18 protein-coding genes are annotated in these 16,821 nt (G+C 57.7%); 6 read left to right on the top strand and 12 right to left on the bottom strand.

Annotated elements, in window-relative coordinates; all coding sequences use genetic code 11:
• The first annotated feature begins 67 nt into the window (after positions 1-67).
• Positions 68-1,072, top strand: a complete 1,005-nt coding sequence (locus ABVF61_RS28220; protein WP_353996942.1) for a LacI family DNA-binding transcriptional regulator — start codon at positions 68-70, stop codon at positions 1,070-1,072.
• A 115-nt stretch (positions 1,073-1,187) separates the two neighbouring features.
• Here the strand turns inward: ABVF61_RS28220 and ABVF61_RS28225 are convergent, their stop codons facing one another.
• Complete coding sequence (locus ABVF61_RS28225) at positions 1,188-2,108, bottom strand: LysR family transcriptional regulator (RefSeq protein ID WP_353996943.1); 921 nt, start codon at positions 2,106-2,108, stop codon at positions 1,188-1,190.
• 108 nt (positions 2,109-2,216) lie between these two features.
• Between ABVF61_RS28225 and ABVF61_RS28230 the strand changes: the two genes are divergently transcribed.
• The 4 genes from ABVF61_RS28230 (at position 2,217) to ABVF61_RS28245 (ending at position 4,455) form a co-directional block, all read left to right on the top strand.
• Complete coding sequence (locus ABVF61_RS28230) at positions 2,217-2,612, top strand: YybH family protein (RefSeq protein WP_353996944.1); 396 nt, start codon at positions 2,217-2,219, stop codon at positions 2,610-2,612.
• A 10-nt stretch (positions 2,613-2,622) separates the two neighbouring features.
• Positions 2,623-3,060, top strand: a complete 438-nt coding sequence (locus tag ABVF61_RS28235) for a hypothetical protein (RefSeq protein WP_353996945.1) — start codon at positions 2,623-2,625, stop codon at positions 3,058-3,060.
• A 50-nt stretch (positions 3,061-3,110) separates the two neighbouring features.
• Entirely contained in the window at positions 3,111-3,533 is a 423-nt protein-coding gene (locus tag ABVF61_RS28240; protein ID WP_353996946.1) for a YybH family protein, read from the top strand.
• A gap of 94 nt (positions 3,534-3,627) precedes the next feature.
• Positions 3,628-4,455 carry a VPLPA-CTERM sorting domain-containing protein gene (locus tag ABVF61_RS28245; RefSeq protein ID WP_353996947.1) on the top strand — a complete coding sequence of 276 codons (828 nt, stop codon included), beginning with the start codon at positions 3,628-3,630 and terminating at the stop codon, positions 4,453-4,455.
• 127 nt (positions 4,456-4,582) lie between these two features.
• Here the strand turns inward: ABVF61_RS28245 and ABVF61_RS28250 are convergent, their stop codons facing one another.
• The 4 genes from ABVF61_RS28250 to argH all read right to left on the bottom strand — a co-directional run bounded on the left by ABVF61_RS28250 (position 4,583) and on the right by argH (position 10,357).
• Complete coding sequence (locus ABVF61_RS28250; protein WP_353996948.1) at positions 4,583-7,168, bottom strand: TIGR02302 family protein; 2,586 nt, start codon at positions 7,166-7,168, stop codon at positions 4,583-4,585.
• 132 nt (positions 7,169-7,300) lie between these two features.
• A complete protein-coding gene (gene lysA / locus ABVF61_RS28255) occupies positions 7,301-8,575 on the bottom strand; it encodes a diaminopimelate decarboxylase (protein ID WP_353996949.1) in 1,275 nt (424 codons plus the stop codon).
• A gap of 72 nt (positions 8,576-8,647) precedes the next feature.
• On the bottom strand, positions 8,648-8,863 hold the full coding sequence (gene lptM, locus ABVF61_RS28260) for an LPS translocon maturation chaperone LptM (protein ID WP_353996950.1): 216 nt from the start codon (positions 8,861-8,863) through the stop codon (positions 8,648-8,650).
• Positions 8,864-8,971: 108 nt separating this feature from the next.
• Positions 8,972-10,357, bottom strand: coding sequence for an argininosuccinate lyase (argH, locus tag ABVF61_RS28265; RefSeq protein ID WP_353996951.1), 1,386 nt, complete (start codon positions 10,355-10,357; stop codon positions 8,972-8,974).
• Between the two features lie 41 nt (positions 10,358-10,398).
• Between argH and tlpA the strand changes: the two genes are divergently transcribed.
• Positions 10,399-11,061 carry a thiol:disulfide interchange protein TlpA gene (gene tlpA, locus ABVF61_RS28270; protein WP_353996952.1) on the top strand — a complete coding sequence of 221 codons (663 nt, stop codon included), beginning with the start codon at positions 10,399-10,401 and terminating at the stop codon, positions 11,059-11,061.
• Between the two features lie 175 nt (positions 11,062-11,236).
• Here the strand turns inward: tlpA and ABVF61_RS28275 are convergent, their stop codons facing one another.
• The 7 genes from ABVF61_RS28275 to ABVF61_RS28305 form a co-directional block, all read right to left on the bottom strand.
• Complete coding sequence (locus ABVF61_RS28275; protein WP_353996953.1) at positions 11,237-11,443, bottom strand: hypothetical protein; 207 nt, start codon at positions 11,441-11,443, stop codon at positions 11,237-11,239.
• 34 nt (positions 11,444-11,477) lie between these two features.
• Positions 11,478-11,738 carry a hypothetical protein gene (locus tag ABVF61_RS28280; protein ID WP_353996954.1) on the bottom strand — a complete coding sequence of 87 codons (261 nt, stop codon included), beginning with the start codon at positions 11,736-11,738 and terminating at the stop codon, positions 11,478-11,480.
• A gap of 300 nt (positions 11,739-12,038) precedes the next feature.
• On the bottom strand, positions 12,039-12,242 hold the full coding sequence (locus ABVF61_RS28285) for a hypothetical protein (protein ID WP_353996955.1): 204 nt from the start codon (positions 12,240-12,242) through the stop codon (positions 12,039-12,041).
• A gap of 83 nt (positions 12,243-12,325) precedes the next feature.
• Positions 12,326-13,825 carry a class I adenylate-forming enzyme family protein gene (locus ABVF61_RS28290; protein ID WP_353996956.1) on the bottom strand — a complete coding sequence of 500 codons (1,500 nt, stop codon included), beginning with the start codon at positions 13,823-13,825 and terminating at the stop codon, positions 12,326-12,328.
• Positions 13,826-13,830: 5 nt separating this feature from the next.
• Positions 13,831-14,712: a 3-hydroxybutyryl-CoA dehydrogenase gene (locus ABVF61_RS28295; RefSeq protein WP_353996957.1), complete on the bottom strand. Its 882-nt coding sequence runs from the start codon at positions 14,710-14,712 to the stop codon at positions 13,831-13,833.
• Positions 14,713-14,849: 137 nt separating this feature from the next.
• A complete protein-coding gene (locus tag ABVF61_RS28300; protein ID WP_353996958.1) occupies positions 14,850-15,782 on the bottom strand; it encodes an electron transfer flavoprotein subunit alpha/FixB family protein in 933 nt (310 codons plus the stop codon).
• Positions 15,783-15,806: 24 nt separating this feature from the next.
• Positions 15,807-16,556 (bottom strand): electron transfer flavoprotein subunit beta/FixA family protein, encoded by a 750-nt coding sequence (locus ABVF61_RS28305; protein WP_353996959.1) that lies wholly within the window; start codon positions 16,554-16,556, stop codon positions 15,807-15,809.
• Between the last annotated feature and the right edge of the window lie 265 nt (positions 16,557-16,821).

A 16,821-nucleotide genomic window follows, 5' to 3' on the forward strand; every position in this document is an offset into this window, starting at 1 on the left:
CTCTATACAAGCCGTGAGGGGCGTTCTATTGTTAGATTGTTTGCCGCTAACAATTAGGTAAGTAATATTGACTAAAAACAAAAAACGTAGAACTTTGAAGGACGTAGCCGAAGCGGCCAACGTTTCCGAAATGACCGTTTCAAGGGTTCTGCGTAAATCCGGCACTGTCTCGGCTGGAACCAGGAAGACGGTTCTGGCTGCGATTGACAGGCTGGGTTATGTCGAAAACCGGATGGCGGGATCGCTCGCGACAGCGCGATCCAACCAGGTCGCCGTGATCATTCCGTCCCTGTCCAATCATGTCTTCACCGAAGTCCTGAGCGGGATCTCGGAGATGCTGGATCGGGAAGGATACCAGGCCGTTGTCGGCGTTTCCGACTACAGCATCGCGAAGGAAGAAGAGCTTGTTTATTCGATGATGTCCTGGCGTCCGGCTGGCTTTGTGGTGTCCAACGTTCGTCACTCGCCGAAAACCCGAAATGTGCTGCTCAATGCCGATATTCCCGTTGTGGAAATCATGAACCTGCCGGAAGACCCGATAGAAATGTGTGTGGGGCTCAATCACGCCGAAGCCGGCCAGGCATTGGCCGCCTATATGATCACCAAAAAATACCGGCGATTTGGCTATGTGGGCTGGAACGAAAGCGACTATGCTGCAGCAATCCGCTTTCAGGCGATCAAGGCTGAACTCGAACGTCACGGCTTCGGCATCTTCGCACCGGATCTTTTCAACCGTCCCCCAAACCTGGCCGCCGGGAAAAGCGGGCTGATACGACTCCTCGAACAGGCACCGGATCGCGACGCCGTTTTCTTTTCCAATGACACCGCGGCAACCGGCGGCTTGATGCACTGTTTGCAAGCCGGAATCTCAGTTCCGGATCGCCTGGCCATTGCAGGGTTCAGCGGACTTGAAAGCGGACAGAACCTGCCGAAGCGTCTGACAACCATTCTCACCAACCGCTACGAAACCGGGCGCCGCGCCGCCCGCAATATTCTCCAGCAACTTTCCAACACGCCTGTAAGCCTTCGGTGGGACATGGGCTTTGAACTCATCGAAGGCGAAACAGGATGAAGGCTTTTGCAGCGATGATCGCGGCGTCACCACTCTGATCACCAAACGCGCGGGGTAATTCGTCAACCGCTCATGTACCTCAAACGGCTTTGCGATGCTAGAAAACTCATCGGGCTTAAAAGTCAGAGGATCCCGGCAACTTCCCGCGCGTTTTCTTTGCCAGATCAACAAAAGCCCGGAGCCTGCGCGGCATGTGCTTCTTGCTGCGGTAATTCAGTGAATAGCGCGGCAGGGAGGGGACCGCTCCGGGCAGAACGGCAATGAGATCGCCTGTTGCAAGATCCGCTTCGGCCATGTCGGCATAGACATAGGCAAGACCAAGGCCCGCCCGGGCATAGGTCAAAAGCGCCCTGAGATCATTTACGACCATGCGCGGCCGCGGCATCACGCTGTAAAGGCCGTCCTTGCCCTCGAACATCCAGGGAGCCATCCGGTCACCGCGGCCGAAGGCAAAGCAAATTCCCTCGTGATCAAGAATGTGTTCGGGAGACGCCGGAACTCCCGCCCGCTCCAGATAAGAACGGGAAGCGACAATTGCCATGCGCAGCTCGGGGCCAATCGGCAGAGCATGGGTATCCGGTTCCAGAAGGGTATTGGATCTGATCGCCACATCGACACCTGCTTCGACCAGATCGACCTTCGCATCATCGTAAATCAGTTCGACCGCGACATCGGGATAAAGCAACGCGTATTCGCTCAAAAGACCGTCCAGAAAAAACGCGCCCGCACTGTAGGGTGCGGAAATGCGCAGGGTTCCGGCAACGCTGTCTTTGAGCGCGTCGAGCTCGCGTATCGCTGTTTCCAGGTCCGTGATCGCCGGAAGGCTCCGCCGGTAAAGTTGCTCTCCTGCCGGCGTCAGCGCGACGGAGCGTGTGGAGCGTTCGAACAATCGCACACCCAGGCGGTCTTCAAACCTCTGCACGGCCTCGCTGACAGATCCTGCCTTGAGCTTCAGGTTTTCAGCCGCCGCCCTGAAACCTTTCACGCGGGCCACTTCGACGAACACGGACATGTCGCTGAGCTGATTGCGTTTCATTGTTCGTTTTTTCGATCAAACTGTAAGATTAGTAAGTATTTTTCTTACAGTATCACGTTCCTATTTTCACTGGCAAGAGAACGGTCACACCAATGAAGGAGAACGGACATGGACGACAAAGACGCCGTAATGGCGGCGCTTAACGACTGGATGGAAGGACTGGATAGCGGCGATCTGGAGCGGATGGTCAGGACCTGCGACCCGGAAGTCGTCGTCTGCAATGAACGGCAGCCGACAACAGTCGGCATGCAGGCAATCCGGGACAAATACGGGCCTCGCATCGAAGCCAACACCTTCAGATCCGGCTTCGAGATCGAACATTTCAAGGTCTATGGCAATCAGGCGCTGTTGGTCGGCCATTTCACGGTCGAGTTTACGGACAAGGAAACAGGCCGGACAGGCGGTGGCGAGGGACGGCTTGTCCTGACCTATCGCAAGCATCCTGACGGAGCCTGGAAACTGCTGCTCGATATCGACAACAATGACGAACGCAACGCGGCCTGAGGGACACACCATGAGCACGCTTCTGGATAATGTTCGTACCGAAATCGTCGATGTGCACGACTTCTTTGTCCGATGGTTCAACGGAACGATAGCGCGCGATCAACTGGAGCCGCGCCTCCTGTCGCGGTTCGACCGGGACATGACCTTCATTTCCCCGGACGGCCAGGTCCTCGGCTATGACGCGCTCAAGAAAATGTTCGAAAACGGGTACGGCTCGAACAAAGGTTTCAGAATTGAAATCCGCGACGTCACGCTGAGGCATCGAAGCGGCGACGCGGTTCTGGCCACCTATACCGAGTGGCAGGCGGGCGCATTCGCATCAGATCTTGCCAACAATGCGCGCATCACCAGCGCGGTCCTTGTACCGGGTCCGCCTTTCAAGTGGCTTCACATCCATGAAACCTGGTTGCCCGACAAAATCCGGCAAGCCGGTTCGTTTGATTTTTAGGACAAACGCACGCGGCTTGCCTCCTCGCAATACACATCAGGAACTTCAAAATGACGGAACACGGCAGAATTGCGCACCGGCCAAGAGATATTGCCGATTGCGTAAGCGCTTATCTTGAGGACGGTGATATCGATGGCATCATATCGATGTTTCACCCCGACTGCCTGATCTTCTTCCCGCCGGACCAGCCCCCAAAATCCGGGACTGCGGGTGCACGCGCCGCGTTCGCAGAGCTGCTGGAGGTCAGGCCCAGGATCGAAAGCGACGTCACCAGCGAAGTGATCGTTGGCGATACAGCCATGTTGTGCGCGACATGGCGTGTTTTAGCTCCCGATGGCACCGTGATGGCAGAAGGCCGCTCCACCGAGGTGGCAAAACGGCTCGCCAATGGCGGCTGGGGATACCTGATCGACTGCCCCTACGGCCCACCTCCGCTCAGGACAGAAGTGTTTGCAGGAGCGGCGGACCACTAACTGGGAACATCTGCCCTCCCGGGCGTCGTGCAGAATTGCAAAGGCCCTATGTCGCGATTCGGGTTCTGGAGCTGAAACGAAAACCCTAGTCTCCGTGGCGATTGGCAAAGCCACCCACTCAGCAGTCCACGAATTTACTGTTGGATCCTGGCAAGACGAAATCGATCAATCGCAGGCGTTTTCTACGCTTCTGATCGGCATTCGTCTGGAGAAGAAGATCAATCTTGAGCTCAGACGAGCTCAGGAAACAGTAGAACTTTGCTTCGTTCTGAAGTGGAGCCGCAACAAAGCAACACGCATGGCGACGGAGAGCATCGTGACACTCAGAACACTTCTCAAAGCGATCATTTTCAGCACATGGGCGGTTTCCGCCCAGGCAGCCCCGGTCACCTGGGAGCTGGACCTGCAGTTCGAGGACAATGGCACGGCTGCCGGCAGCTTCGTTTGGGATAGCGACCTCAACGCTGCGACCGCCTGGAGCATATCTGTCTCCGGCGGATTGTTCAGCGGCGGGCAGGTTCTACCCGGAGACACCTTCAGCAATGACAGCGCGGGCCACGTTGCCTCGGTGTTTACGCAAAACGGCTTCAGTTTCATTGAGTTCCGCACCGAGGATGTCACATATTTCAACGGACCGGACCGCGAACGGGTATTGCGTCTCGGTCTTGGCTTCAGCGGTCTCGACGTTCTCGATACGGCTGTCGCTCTTTTGCCCCTGGTGGCCGATACCGTGAACCAGTTCTCGCTCACCAGCACCGGGTTTCTCGATTGCGGGAACTGTTCCCCGGTCCGTAACGGGAATGAAGGCAGCTTCATCAGTTCGCCCTCACGGACACCGGTGCCGGTGCCACTGCCGGCTTCGCTGCCGCTCCTGCTCGCGGGCATCGGAGCCCTTGGACTGGTCCGAAAATTCAGCAAGTGAGACCATGCTGACGGTTGAAATTGACCGGAACGCAAAACGCCCCGGATGAATGTCCGGGGCGTTTTGATTTTGCCAATCAAATTCAAACTGTCGTTGCATCAGAGTACGACAGCATCTTCAATGTCGTTCAGTACCGCTTCAAGAGCCGCTCAAGATAATCCAGTTCCAACTGGGGCCGGGACGGATCGGAAAAGCGCCTGCGCAATTCTTCCAGGATACGCCGGGCACGCTGGACGTCGATCTCGTCCGGAATCTGGACACGGTTGTTGAAATCGGGTCCTTCCGTCCTGCGCGGGCGTCCAAGTGGATCCTCATCTATTGGCGACGGTCCGTTCGGGTTGCCGGCACCTTCGCCCTGACCCATCATCTGCTCGGTCATGCTCTGCGCGCCGCGCCGGAGCGCATCAAGCGCATCGCCTTGCTGGCCAAGCGCCTGCTGCCCCTGACCTTCGCCGAGGGACTGCTGTGCGTCGCCCATGGATTCCCCGGCCTGTCCGAGCGCCTCATTCTGGCCCATACCATTCTGGCCGAGCTGTTCCATAAGCTCCTGAAGCTGTTGCGCCAGATTGCCCTGGCCCTGCTGCAGCTGTTGCAGCATCTGTTCGAGCTGCTCCTGGGTCAGTTGCTGGCCCTGACCTTGCTGTTGTTGTCCTTGCTGCTGTTGCTGTTGGCCACCACGCTGGCGTTGCTGGTCCTGGTTGAAATTATGGGTTTCGTCCATCAACTGCTGCTGCTGCTGGATCATTTCACCCAGCTGGTTGAGCATTTCCATCATCTCGCTGTTCATGCCATTGGGCATCATCTGCGGACGGCCGGCCTGCAGGTTTTCTAGCATCTGCTGCATCTGGGCCAGAAGCTCCCGCGCCGCATCGCGCGAACCTGTGCGCGCCAGTTCCTCGATGCGGTCCAGCATCTCGCTCAGATCCTGCTGATTGAGGGTCTGCTGGTTTCCATCGAACGGCTGCATGGCCTGCGGATTCTGCCGCATCTGCTCGGCAAGGGCCTGCATGTATTCGTTGAGTGCTTCGCGCAGCTCCTGTGTCAGCTTGGCGATCTCTTCATCGCTCGCACCTTCTTCAAGCGCTTTGCGCAAGGCCTCTTGTGCGTCGCGCAGTTTTCTTTCGGCTGCCGAAAGATCGCCGTCTTCAATGGAAAGCGCGAGATCCCAGAGGAGCGGCAGCATTGCCTTCAGATCCTCATCAGACTGCGCCTGGACCAGTTCGCCATAGGCAAACCGCATCCCGAGATAGTTGCGCGCCCTGATATCGAACAGGTCCGGCGCAAGCATCAGCGCATCCATGGCGGTAATGACCTGCGCATGGTTCTGAGCGTCGAGGGCCAGGTTCCGCCGTTGCTCTACAATGGCCCGCGCCAGCGGTTTGCTGAACCGGCGCTGCGGCAGCGTGATGCGATAGGCGGGTGAATAGCCTTCCTGGGATGCCTGATCGCGCGCCAGAAGCGTCAGATCCACTTCCGAGCCGGCCCAGGGATGCGATGTCAGATCGCGGATTGTCTCAGCGGTCTTTGCCGTGCCGGTACGCGCGGGCAATGACAAGGGAAACTGCGGTGCATCGACCAGCGGGCGCGGAACACGGTCCTGGTGGTCCGGATTGGGAAGCGGTGTAATGCGTGCTTCCGCAGAGACCACGCCGTAATCATCATTCACCAGATAGGAGAATTTCAGCGCGCCGCTGAGCTGCTCTTCAGGGTCGTCCGTCAGGCGGATTTCCGGAGCATCGTCCGGCCTGACGTCGAATGCGAATTTCAGGAACGGTTCTTCGCCGTCCAGCAGTTCGACCACGCCGGTTGTTTCGAGTGTAAGGCGCCGTTCGACGGGAAGCAGCTTTGCAAGTTCCGCATCAGTGTCTTCCGATGTCTCATCCGGCTCAATGACGCGCGGTTCCGTGTCGAACGGCCCGGCAAATGTCATGCCGACCGCGCGCACCCCTTGCGATCTTACGACCAGAACAGACCCTTCAGGCACGGAAACAGGTGCCCCCGGATCGCGCAGCTGCGCACTTTCGCCCGTCAGGTAAACCGGTGGTTCGCTGGTGTAGATCGGTGGCGTGACCCAAGCATCAAGCCGGCTAGGCGGTTCCACCGTCTTGAAGGGATTTTGAAATGCCGAAGCAAGCCGTCCGAGATGATCGCCGCTTGCGGTCGTGAAGCCGATGATCAGCAGGCTGGCGGCAAGAACCCTCAAAGCCCAGGGATCGCGGCGATAGGCTTGCGGATCCGGTGCCTTGGAGCGGATCGATGCAACGGCTTCGGCCGTCCGGCGCTGGTGGAGTGCCCAGATAGCGCGGCTTTCCGCGTTCTCGCTTCCAACGGAAAGTTCGTCTTCGAGGGTCGTCAAAGGCCGGTGGTCGCGCCCGGAGGACTTTTCAACGCGAGACAGCCCGTCTTCGCGTGACGGCCAGCGCAGCCGGAACAGATCGGCGGACGCCCAGACCAGCGCTGCCGCAAACAACACGATACCCGCCAGACCCAGCCAGACGGGAAGCACCAGCCACAAGCCCAGCCACGAGAGCCCGACGTAGATACCGGTCACGACGAGCACGGGCATAAGAGCGCGCCAGACACGCTCAACGAAAAGAGCAGAGCGGCTTTGCTTTATGAGCGTATCAAGGCGTGCATGGATAAACCGGCGCCAGCCGGACGCGTCCGGACTGGAATGCCGTTCGGAATCCTGATCGCTGTCTTTCGGGCTCAAAGGCACCTCCGGTTCGTATTCCGCAGCGGCAATTGCTGTGCACAGCTACGGAATTGGCCCACCATACTATAAGGTGAGGCATCGGAGGCGATCCGGCAACAGTCTGGATCAACTAATTACGGACAGATTTCGTCACGAAGCCTTGAGCCAGTCCGGTATCCGGTCCAGGCCAAGGAGCTCTTCATAGCTTTGGCGGGGCCGCACGACCGCGAATTGATCAGCGTTTACGAGGACTTCGGGCACCAGCAGGCGGGTATTATACGTGCTTGACTGGACAGCTCCATAAGCGCCCGCGGAATAGATCGCCAGAATATCCCCAGCTGACACATTTGCCATGTCGCGGTCCTGCGCCAGAAAGTCGCCTGTCTCGCAGACGGGCCCGACAATATCCGCCCTGATTCGCTCCCGCCGGCCGTCATCTTCCTGAACCGGGCGGATTTCGTGGTGAGCATCATAAAGCGTTGGCCGGATCAGGTCATTCATCGCACCGTCGACAATAACGAACGTCTTGTCACCGCCTTCTTTAACATAAATGACCTTCGTAACCAGGATACCGGCATTGCCCGCAATCAGGCGGCCCGGCTCGAACATCACTTTGCAGTCGAGCTCCCGAACGTGTTTCTTGACCACCTCCGCATAAGCGTCAGGGTGCGGTGGCGGGTCGTTGTCGCTGACATAAGGAATGCCGAGACCGCCGCCGAGATCGACATGATCGATCTTGTGTCCATGCGCGCGCAGCTCCGAAATTAGCTCGCCCAGGCGCGCGAATGCGTTGTCGAAAGGTTCCAGCTCAGTGATCTGTGAGCCGATATGCATGTCGATGCCGGTGACTTCGATGCCCGGGAGGCTTGCTGCCTGCGCGTAAACGGCGCCCGCGCTCTGCCAGGGAATTCCGAATTTGTTTTCGGCCTTTCCGGTCGCGATCTTGGCGTGGGTCTTGGCATCGACATCCGGATTGATGCGCATGGAAACGCGCGCGGTCCGTCCCATTTCGCTCGCGACGCGCGACAGCTGGTGCAACTCCGGCTCCGATTCAACGTTGAAGCACAAAATGTCTTCTTCAAGCGCATAAGCCTGTTCCGCCTCGGTTTTACCGACACCTGAGAAGACGATCCGGTCAGCGGGCACGCCGGCGGCGCGTGCACGGCGCAGCTCGCCTTCGGAGACCACGTCCATGCCAGCGCCGAGTTTCGCAAGCGTTGCCAGGACGGCCTGATTGGAATTCGCCTTCATCGCGTAGCAGACAAGCGAAGGAATTTCGTCAAAGGCGGAAGAAAACACCTGATAGTGACGGGTCAGCGTCGCGGTCGAATAGCAATAGAACGGCGTCCCGACTTCGCGGGCGATGTCTTCGACCGGAACGTCTTCCGCGTATAAAACTCCGTTCCTGTAATTGAAATGATGCAAGACTCGCCTCGCCAAGCTGTCGTGTTTTCTTAAAAGGTCAGGGTGCGCGCACGGAGCCGCAGCATACCGGTTTCATTTGATGAGGAAGTCCAGAAAGAACGGGTCCTCATCAACTTCCGGTTCGATCTCGGCAGTCGCAACTGCAGCCGTATCAGCCGGGTCGACAGCGCTGTTTTCAGGCGCTGCCGGCGTGCCAGGGACATCCAGATCGCCTTTGCGGCCGCACCCCGCAAGGGTCAGGCTCAGGCAGAGACCGATCAGCGCCAGGATCTTGAACCGGGTCGTCATTCGCTAAATGCCCTTCCTGAAATTCATTTCCGCAGTCCTCTCCTCGCATGGCACGCTCCATTCGGCAAGACCGGTTGAAGGCGTCATGCGCTTTTGACTGCGTTCTCGCTATGCCTTTGCAAGGTCTTTGAGCCAGCGGCGCGCCTGCTTGCGCACGTTGGCCGGCGCGGTTCCCCCAAGACTTGTCCGGCTTCGGACCGACTTGTCGACTGACAGAACCGAGTAGACTTCTTCGGTAATTTTCGGGTCGACCTGTTGCATCTGGTCGAGCGGAACCTTGTGCAGTTCGATGCCCTTTTCGACAGCGAGACCGACGATCTTGCCTGTCACGTGATGCGCGTCGCGGAAGGGCATTCCCAGCACGCGGACAAGCCAGTCTGCCAGATCAGTGGCGGTGGAATAACCCGAACCCGCGGCTTTCTTCATGTTCTTTGTGACCGGTTCAAGATCGCGCACCATGCCGGTCATAGCTGCAATCGCGAGGGACACGCTGGCAAGACCGTCGAACGCCTGTTCCTTGTCTTCCTGCATGTCCTTCGAATAGGCGAGAGGAAGACCCTTCATCATGACCAGAAGTGCCTGCAGCGATCCGTAGATACGGCCCGTCTTGGCGCGCACGAGTTCCGCCGCATCCGGATTTTTCTTCTGCGGCATGATCGACGACCCGGTCGAAAACTTGTCGGAGAGTTTCACAAACCCGAATTGAGCCGAACACCAGACGACGATCTCTTCCGCCAGCCGCGACAAATGCATTGCGGTGAGCGAGGCGGCCGCCAATGCTTCGATAACGAAATCCCGATCCGAAACCGCATCCAGGGAGTTCGCGGATGGACGGTCGAATCCGAGCGCTTCCGCGGTCATTTTCCGGTCAATCGGAAAGGACGTTCCGGCCAGGGCGGCCGAACCGAGCGGGCACTCATTCATACGCTTGCGCGCATCCCGGACACGGCCACGATCGCGGGAGAACATCTCGACATAGGCCAGCAGATGGTGCCCGAACGTGACCGGCTGAGCGGATTGCAGGTGTGTGAAACCCGGCATGACATCCGCCGCATGGGTTTCAGCCTTTGCCGCAAGTACCTGCATCAGTTCGCCCAGCTGCTCGTCCAGCGTATCGAGCGTGTCGCGGACCCAAAGCCGGAAATCAGTCGCCACCTGATCGTTCCGCGAACGCGCGGTATGCAGCCGGCCGGCGGCGGGCCCAATCAACTCGGCCAGGCGCGCTTCGATATTCATGTGAATGTCTTCAAGCGCCCGGGAAAACTTGAAGTCGCCTTTTTCGATCTCTGACAGAATTGTGTCTAGACCCTCGACGATCTTGTCGGCATCGTCGCGCGTAACAATCTCTTTTTCAGCGAGCATGCGCACATGGGCTTTCGAGCCGTCAATGTCTTGCCTATATAACCTTCGGTCGTAGTCGATGGAGGCGTTGATTTCCTCCATTATGGCGTCCGGTCCTTCGGCAAACCGGCCTCCCCACATGCGATTGCTCATGTCCTGTCCTTTAAAAGGCGCCCCTTGCGAGGTGTGAACGAATGAATAAGCCTACCGAATCCGTCAGAAGCTCCAGACGCGGCATGATCGCCGCAGGGCTCGCAGGCGCGGTGGCTGCTGTAGCGGCTCTATACGTGATCGCCGGTCCGAATGGCAATATTGCCGGTGCGCAAAGCTGTACGGCTGCGCTATCTGCCGCAGCCTCCGCAAAACCATTTGCCAAAGGCGAAGTCGCCGCATTCCTGCCTGCAAGCCAGCCACTTGACCTGACAGGGCTTACCTTCAAGGGCTCGGACGGGGAAACCATGTCGCTTGCTGACTTCAAGGACAAGACAGTTCTACTAAACCTCTGGGCCACCTGGTGCGCGCCTTGCCGTGAGGAGATGCCCGCACTCGATCAGCTCCAGGCCGACCTGGGCGACCCGACTTTTGAGGTCGTCGCAGTCAGCCTTGATCGCGGCGGCCCCGACAAACCGAAGGATTTTCTGCAGGAAATCGGCGTCTCGAACCTGACGTTTTATCAGGACAGCTCAAACGGTCTCTTGAAGGAATTGCGAAAAGTCAGCCGTGCGACGGGCCTGCCAACAACCATTCTGATCGATCCGGAGGGTTGCGAAATCGGAACCATGTACGGTCCGGCCGAATGGGCATCAGGCGAGGCAAAACACCTCATTCAAAGTGCAAGAGGGAAAGAGGGCGCCTGACAGTCAAACAGGTCCAGCTTCCGGCCGCACTTGCAGCGGCCCAAACTCAAGCAATCGAATTTGTTAGTAAAGACTCCAGGCAACGGGGCCATTGACGAAAACGCGATTGTCGTCACAGAAACCATGAAAGACGCAAGTTTGCGTCCTTGATTCGACAGTTTGTATCCGTGCGAGGCTAGACTGTTATGTCGACGGCCTCGCCAAGGCCTGGGATCTTGCGGGCTTCGCGGCGGTCTTCTTCCTGCGTTGCCTGGGCTTCGTTCAATCTGTCCGCGACCTGACGCTCCTGGTCGGCCTGATCCTTGACGGCATTGAGGGCGAACTCGTTTCGTGTCTTTGCAACGTCGTACGACGCAGATGTGCTACCTGAAACACTCGTCAAACCCGTTTCTCCTCTTGTCCGTTGTTCGATTTTTCTAAACGGTGATGTCCACACGGCCACCAAGGCCGGTCTCGGGATTGCGTGTCTGCGCACGCGTTTCCAGCTTTTGCGCCTGGTCGCTCAGGAATTCTGCTCGTTTTGTGCTGAATTCCGCCTGGCGCTGCACCGCCTCGGCAGCCGCTTCAGACTGGCGCGCGCCCAGGACCTTTACCTGCTCAGCGACCTTCTCGGTACGCGGCGTACCGAGGGCCGGCTGGAAGGCCAGGGCATTTGAATGTGCAGCGACTTCAGTCATCATAGGTCCTGAGACAAGGTGCCTGTTTGTTCAATTGTGCACCAGATAACTGAATTGAATTGTAAACTTCATTCGCAAAATTAGAAATTGATCTATGCGGCCTTACTGTATTCGGGAAAAGTTATTTAAAAATCAAAATAAAAACTACTAGACAACTGAAAAAGAAAGATAATTTTATTTTCCTTGTTGCTCAGATTTTCCGCGTCCAAAATTGCACGCATCGTCAAGCGTAAGCGAGACGCCTATGATTCCCGCAAGTCATATGGGGTGGGTTAATGGATTTGGGTTACGCGTTGAGCGTCAGGCCGTGACGTCGACCGTCGCACCCAGGCCCGGAGGCGGTGCCGCTTGCGACGATTGCAGATTGGACGCGCCTTCCTGAAGCAGGGCGACGATGCTAGCATCCTGTTGCGCAGCAATCTTCAGCATTTCTGATTGCAGCGCCTGGTTCGTCTGCGCCTGTGACGCTGCTGCAAATGTGCCGGCGATGCCTACGCTGTCCATGAAAACTCTCCAAGCCTGGGCGCATCTTAGCAGTTTCGCACTTAAGTGAGGGTTAACAAATTGTTTTCTTGCCAGTTTAAACCCTAAGGATTTTGAGGCGAGCGTTTCAGGTCCTTGCGCCGCACCTTGCCCGAAGGTGTTCTTGGGAGCTGTTCGAGCACCTCGTAAATCTTCGGCTTCTTGTAGTCCGCAAGATGGTGCGACGCATAGGCGGCAAGGTCGGTCTCATTGAACGCGGCCAGGTCGCGCGGGACGACAAAAGCCGTGATCAGGCTGACGCCAGGCCGCACCTCAGTCTCCGTTACGGCCACTTCGTGCACGCTGTCGTGTTCTGACAAAACGCGTTCAACCTCTTCTGGGGCAACCCGGTAGCCAAAGCTATTCATCAGGTCGTCTGCACGTCCCTCGTACCAGAAGTAGCCGTCGGAATCGGCGCGCATCCGGTCACCGGTAACAAACCAGTCACCGCGGAATGCGGCGCGGGTTTCCGCCGGACGCTGCCAGTAACCGAGCATGAGACCCGGTTCGTTGCGATGAACGCAGAGCAATCCGGTCTCGTTCGTCTTCGCAAATTCGATCTTGTTCGGATCATCTCTCAATAGAGCGACTTTTCTGCCTGGCTGCGGTTTCCCGGTTGCGCCCGGTTTCACCTTCACGGAAGGCCCGCTCGACAGATAGGTTGAAACCTCGCTCATCCCGAGCGCTTCGTAGAGCTCGCGGCCGGTATGTGCCCGCCAATCCCGATAGAGTTCTGCCGAAAGCCCTTCGCCCGCCGTCAGACCATGGCGCAAAGTCGGAAACGATGCTTGAGCAACGTCACCGTATTTCAGGATCCTGCGATAGAGGCTTGGAACAGCCGCGAACAAGGTCGCATTGCTGCTTTCAAGGAGTCTCGGCCACACCTCCGGATCGCGTGGGCCTTGGTAAATGACGCTGGTCGCCCCCTTGATCCAGGGATCGATGAGCCCGACCGTCAGCGTGTAACTCCAGTTGAAGGCCCCAGCGTGCAAAAGCCGGTCATCTTCGTGCAATCCGATCCACCCTTCATGGGCCGACAACCGGGCCTGCCCCGTGCGATGGGCATGCAAGACACCCTTGGGCGTGCCACTTGTTCCGGACGTGTAGATCAGAAAGGCCGGATCATCCTTGCCGGAAGCTGCAAACTCACCAGGTTTTGAGGACTTGAGATCATTGATCTGGCCCACGCCCCAGACGGGTATCTGTGTGGCCTTTGGAATTTCTACGGACCCGTCGTGCAGAATAAGCTTGGCGCAGCTATCGACGAGGATACCGGTTGCTTCAGCTTCGGTCAGCTGATCGGATGTGGGGACAGGAACGAAACCGCCGGCAATCGCCCCGAAATACATCAGCGGAAAATCGCTGCTGTGTCCGATCCTGAGAAGAATGCGATCACCGCATTCAAGGCCCGCGGACCGCAGACCGGCCGCGACGGACAGAATTGTCTCTTCCAGCCGCTGGAAGGTCCACGTTTCGTGAATCTCGCCTCCCGGCCCGATGACCTCCAGCGCAACCTTTTCAGGATCCACATCGGCGCCGGCCAGGCAAAATCGGGCAAGATTCATGAATTTTACCTGGTCGGGACTGGCGTTTCTCCGCGGTAATCGTAAAAGCCACGCTGTGTCTTACGCCCAAGCCAGCCGGCCTCGACATATTTCACCAGGAGCGGGCAGGGACGGTACTTCGTATCGGCAAGCCCCTCATAAAGCACCTGCATGATCGAAAGGCAGGTGTCGAGACCGATGAAGTCCGCAAGTTGCAGAGGCCCCATGGGATGGTTTGCACCCAGTCGCATGGCCTTGTCGATGGATTCGACCGATCCGACACCCTCGTAGAGCGTATAGATCGCCTCGTTGATCATCGGCAGAAGGATCCGGTTGACCATGAAGGCGGGAAAATCCTCTGCAACCGCAATCTGCTTACCAAGACGCATGCAAAATTGTTTGGAAGCTTCGAATGTCTCGTCTTCCGTTGCGATACCACGCACCAGTTCCACCAGGTCCATGATGGGCACCGGGTTCATGAAGTGGATGCCGATGAAACGCTCCGGCCGATCGGTCGTTGCCGCAAGCCGCGTTATCGAGATCGACGACGTATTCGTTGCCAGAATGGCTTCAGGTTTCAGGATCGGGCACAATTGCGCGAAAATCTTGCGCTTGACCTGCTCGTTTTCAACCGCGGATTCGATGACCAGATCGGCGTCCGCCAGCAGATCGAGCTCCTCCACCGGCTTGATCCGGTCAAGCGCGGCCGCACGCTCCTCTTCCGCAATCAGGGATTTGCTTACCTGACGCGCCATGTTGCCGTTGATCGAGGCAAGCCCGGACTCGATTCGCTCCATCGAAATGTCGCTCAATCCGACGTCGAAGCCGGCAAGCGCGCAAACATGCGCAATACCACTGCCCATTTGACCTGAGCCAATCACGCCGATTTTTTTGATTTCGACTGCCATCCTGAACTTCCGTATATGAGACACATCCCGGCGGACCGGGTCGCGGCTATTTTTGGCAAGTCTTGAGCCGAACAGCAAGAACCCCGGAGCGAAAACTCGCATTCACCCCGGGGTTCGTGATCAATTTGCCGCAGGTGTTACTCTACGGCAGCCTTCAAATCAGGCAAAACGTCGAAAAGATCGGCAACAAGACCGTAATCCGCCACCTGGAAAATCGGCGCTTCCTCGTCCTTGTTGATCGCCACGATCACCTTGGAATCCTTCATGCCCGCTAGGTGCTGAATTGCACCTGAAATGCCGCAGGCAATGTAAAGATCAGGCGCGACGACCTTGCCCGTCTGCCCGACCTGCCAGTCGTTCGGAGCGTAGCCCGCATCGACGGCAGCACGGGATGCGCCGACCGCTGCGCCAAGCGCGTCGGCAACCGGCATGATCACTTCCTGGAACTTTTCTTCCGAACCAAGTGCACGGCCGCCGGAAATGATGATCTTCGCCGACGTGAGTTCCGGACGATCAGATTTCGAGAGCTCTTCACCGATGAATTCCGAAAGACCTGATCCGTCATTGCCTGCAAGGGTTTCGATGGCGGCGGAACCGCCCTCTTCTGCTGCCGCAAAGGTCGAGGTGCGGACCGTTATGACTTTCTTCGGGTCGCCTGACTTGACCGTCTGGATCGCGTTCCCGGCATAAATCGGACGCTCGAAGGTTTCCGCATCGATCACGGCTGTGATGTCTGAAATCTGCATCACGTCGAGAAGGGCCGCGACCCGGGGCAGCGTGTTCTTGCCGTTTGCCGTTGCCGGCGCGACGATTGCGTCATAGTCACCGGCCATGCCAACAATCAGGTCGGCGGTCGGCTCGGCGAGCTGATGCTCAAGCGCATCGCTCTCGGCGATCAGAACCTTCGCGACGCCTGTCAGCTTGGCGGCCTCTTCAGCAACGCCCTGAACGCCTTTACCTGCGACAAGTACGTGAACGTCGGATCCGAGCGCAACAGCGGCGGTCAGGGCTTTAGCGGTTGCGTCATTCAATGCGCCGCCGGCATGCTCAGCCACAAGAAGTGTTGTCATTTTTTCTTCCTCATGCGACGGGCCTTAAAGGACACCGGCCTCGTTTTTGAGTTTCTCGACCAATTCGCCAATCGACCCGACTTTGATCCCCGCTTCGCGTGCCGGTGGTTCAGTCGTCGTGACAACCGTAAGCCGCGGTGCGATGTCGACGCCGTAATCTTCCGGCGTTTTCTCATCGATCGGCTTTTTCTTGGCCTTCATGATATTGGGCAAGGACGCATAGCGCGGCTCGTTGAGGCGCAGGTCGGTGGTCACGATCGCCGGGAGTTTCAGCTTCACCGTTTGCAGACCGCCGTCAACTTCACGGGTCACGTCAGCCGTGCCTTCGCCGAGATCGATATTGGAAGCGAATGTTCCCTGGCTCCAGCCCAGAAGTGCGGATAGCATCTGTCCGGTCTGGTTGCAGTCGTCGTCAATTGCCTGCTTGCCCACAATGACCAGGCTTGGCTCTTCCGCATCTACGATCGCCTTGAGGATCTTTGCGACAGCCAATGGCTCAGTCGTCTCATCGGTTTTTACGAGAATGCCGCGATCCGCGCCCATTGCCAGACCGGTCCGAAGGGTTTCAGTCGCCTGCTGCGGTCCGACTGAGACGACGATGACTTCACTCGCCTTGCCCGCCTCTTTGAGTCGCAGGGCTTCTTCCACGGAAATTTCGTCGAACGGATTCATCGACATCTTGACGTTGGCAAGATCGACGCCTGAACCGTCTGCCTTGACGCGGACTTTCACATTGTAGTCGATGACCCGTTTAACGGGCACAAGGATCTTCATTTGGTCTCAACCTCTTCCTGGGCGGTTTACACCGCACCGCATTACCTGGTGCGTCCGCTGCTGCGACCTTTGGTCACAAACGGCGGAAACTAGCCAATCGTGGCGCATGGCGCGGGACGGTACTTACCTGCAGGGCAGCTGTCAATTACGCTATGGGGCGCAACGCAAGAAATTGCCGGACACGGAAAAACATGCGTCGTAATGATGATAATCCAAGGCGTTTTGGGACGGTGGACAGGCAGTCCACCGTCATGCGGGAACCGAC

Origin of the sequence: Roseibium sp. HPY-6 (genome assembly GCF_040530035.1) — a bacterium.
Classification (GTDB): Bacteria; Pseudomonadota; Alphaproteobacteria; order Rhizobiales; family Stappiaceae; genus Roseibium.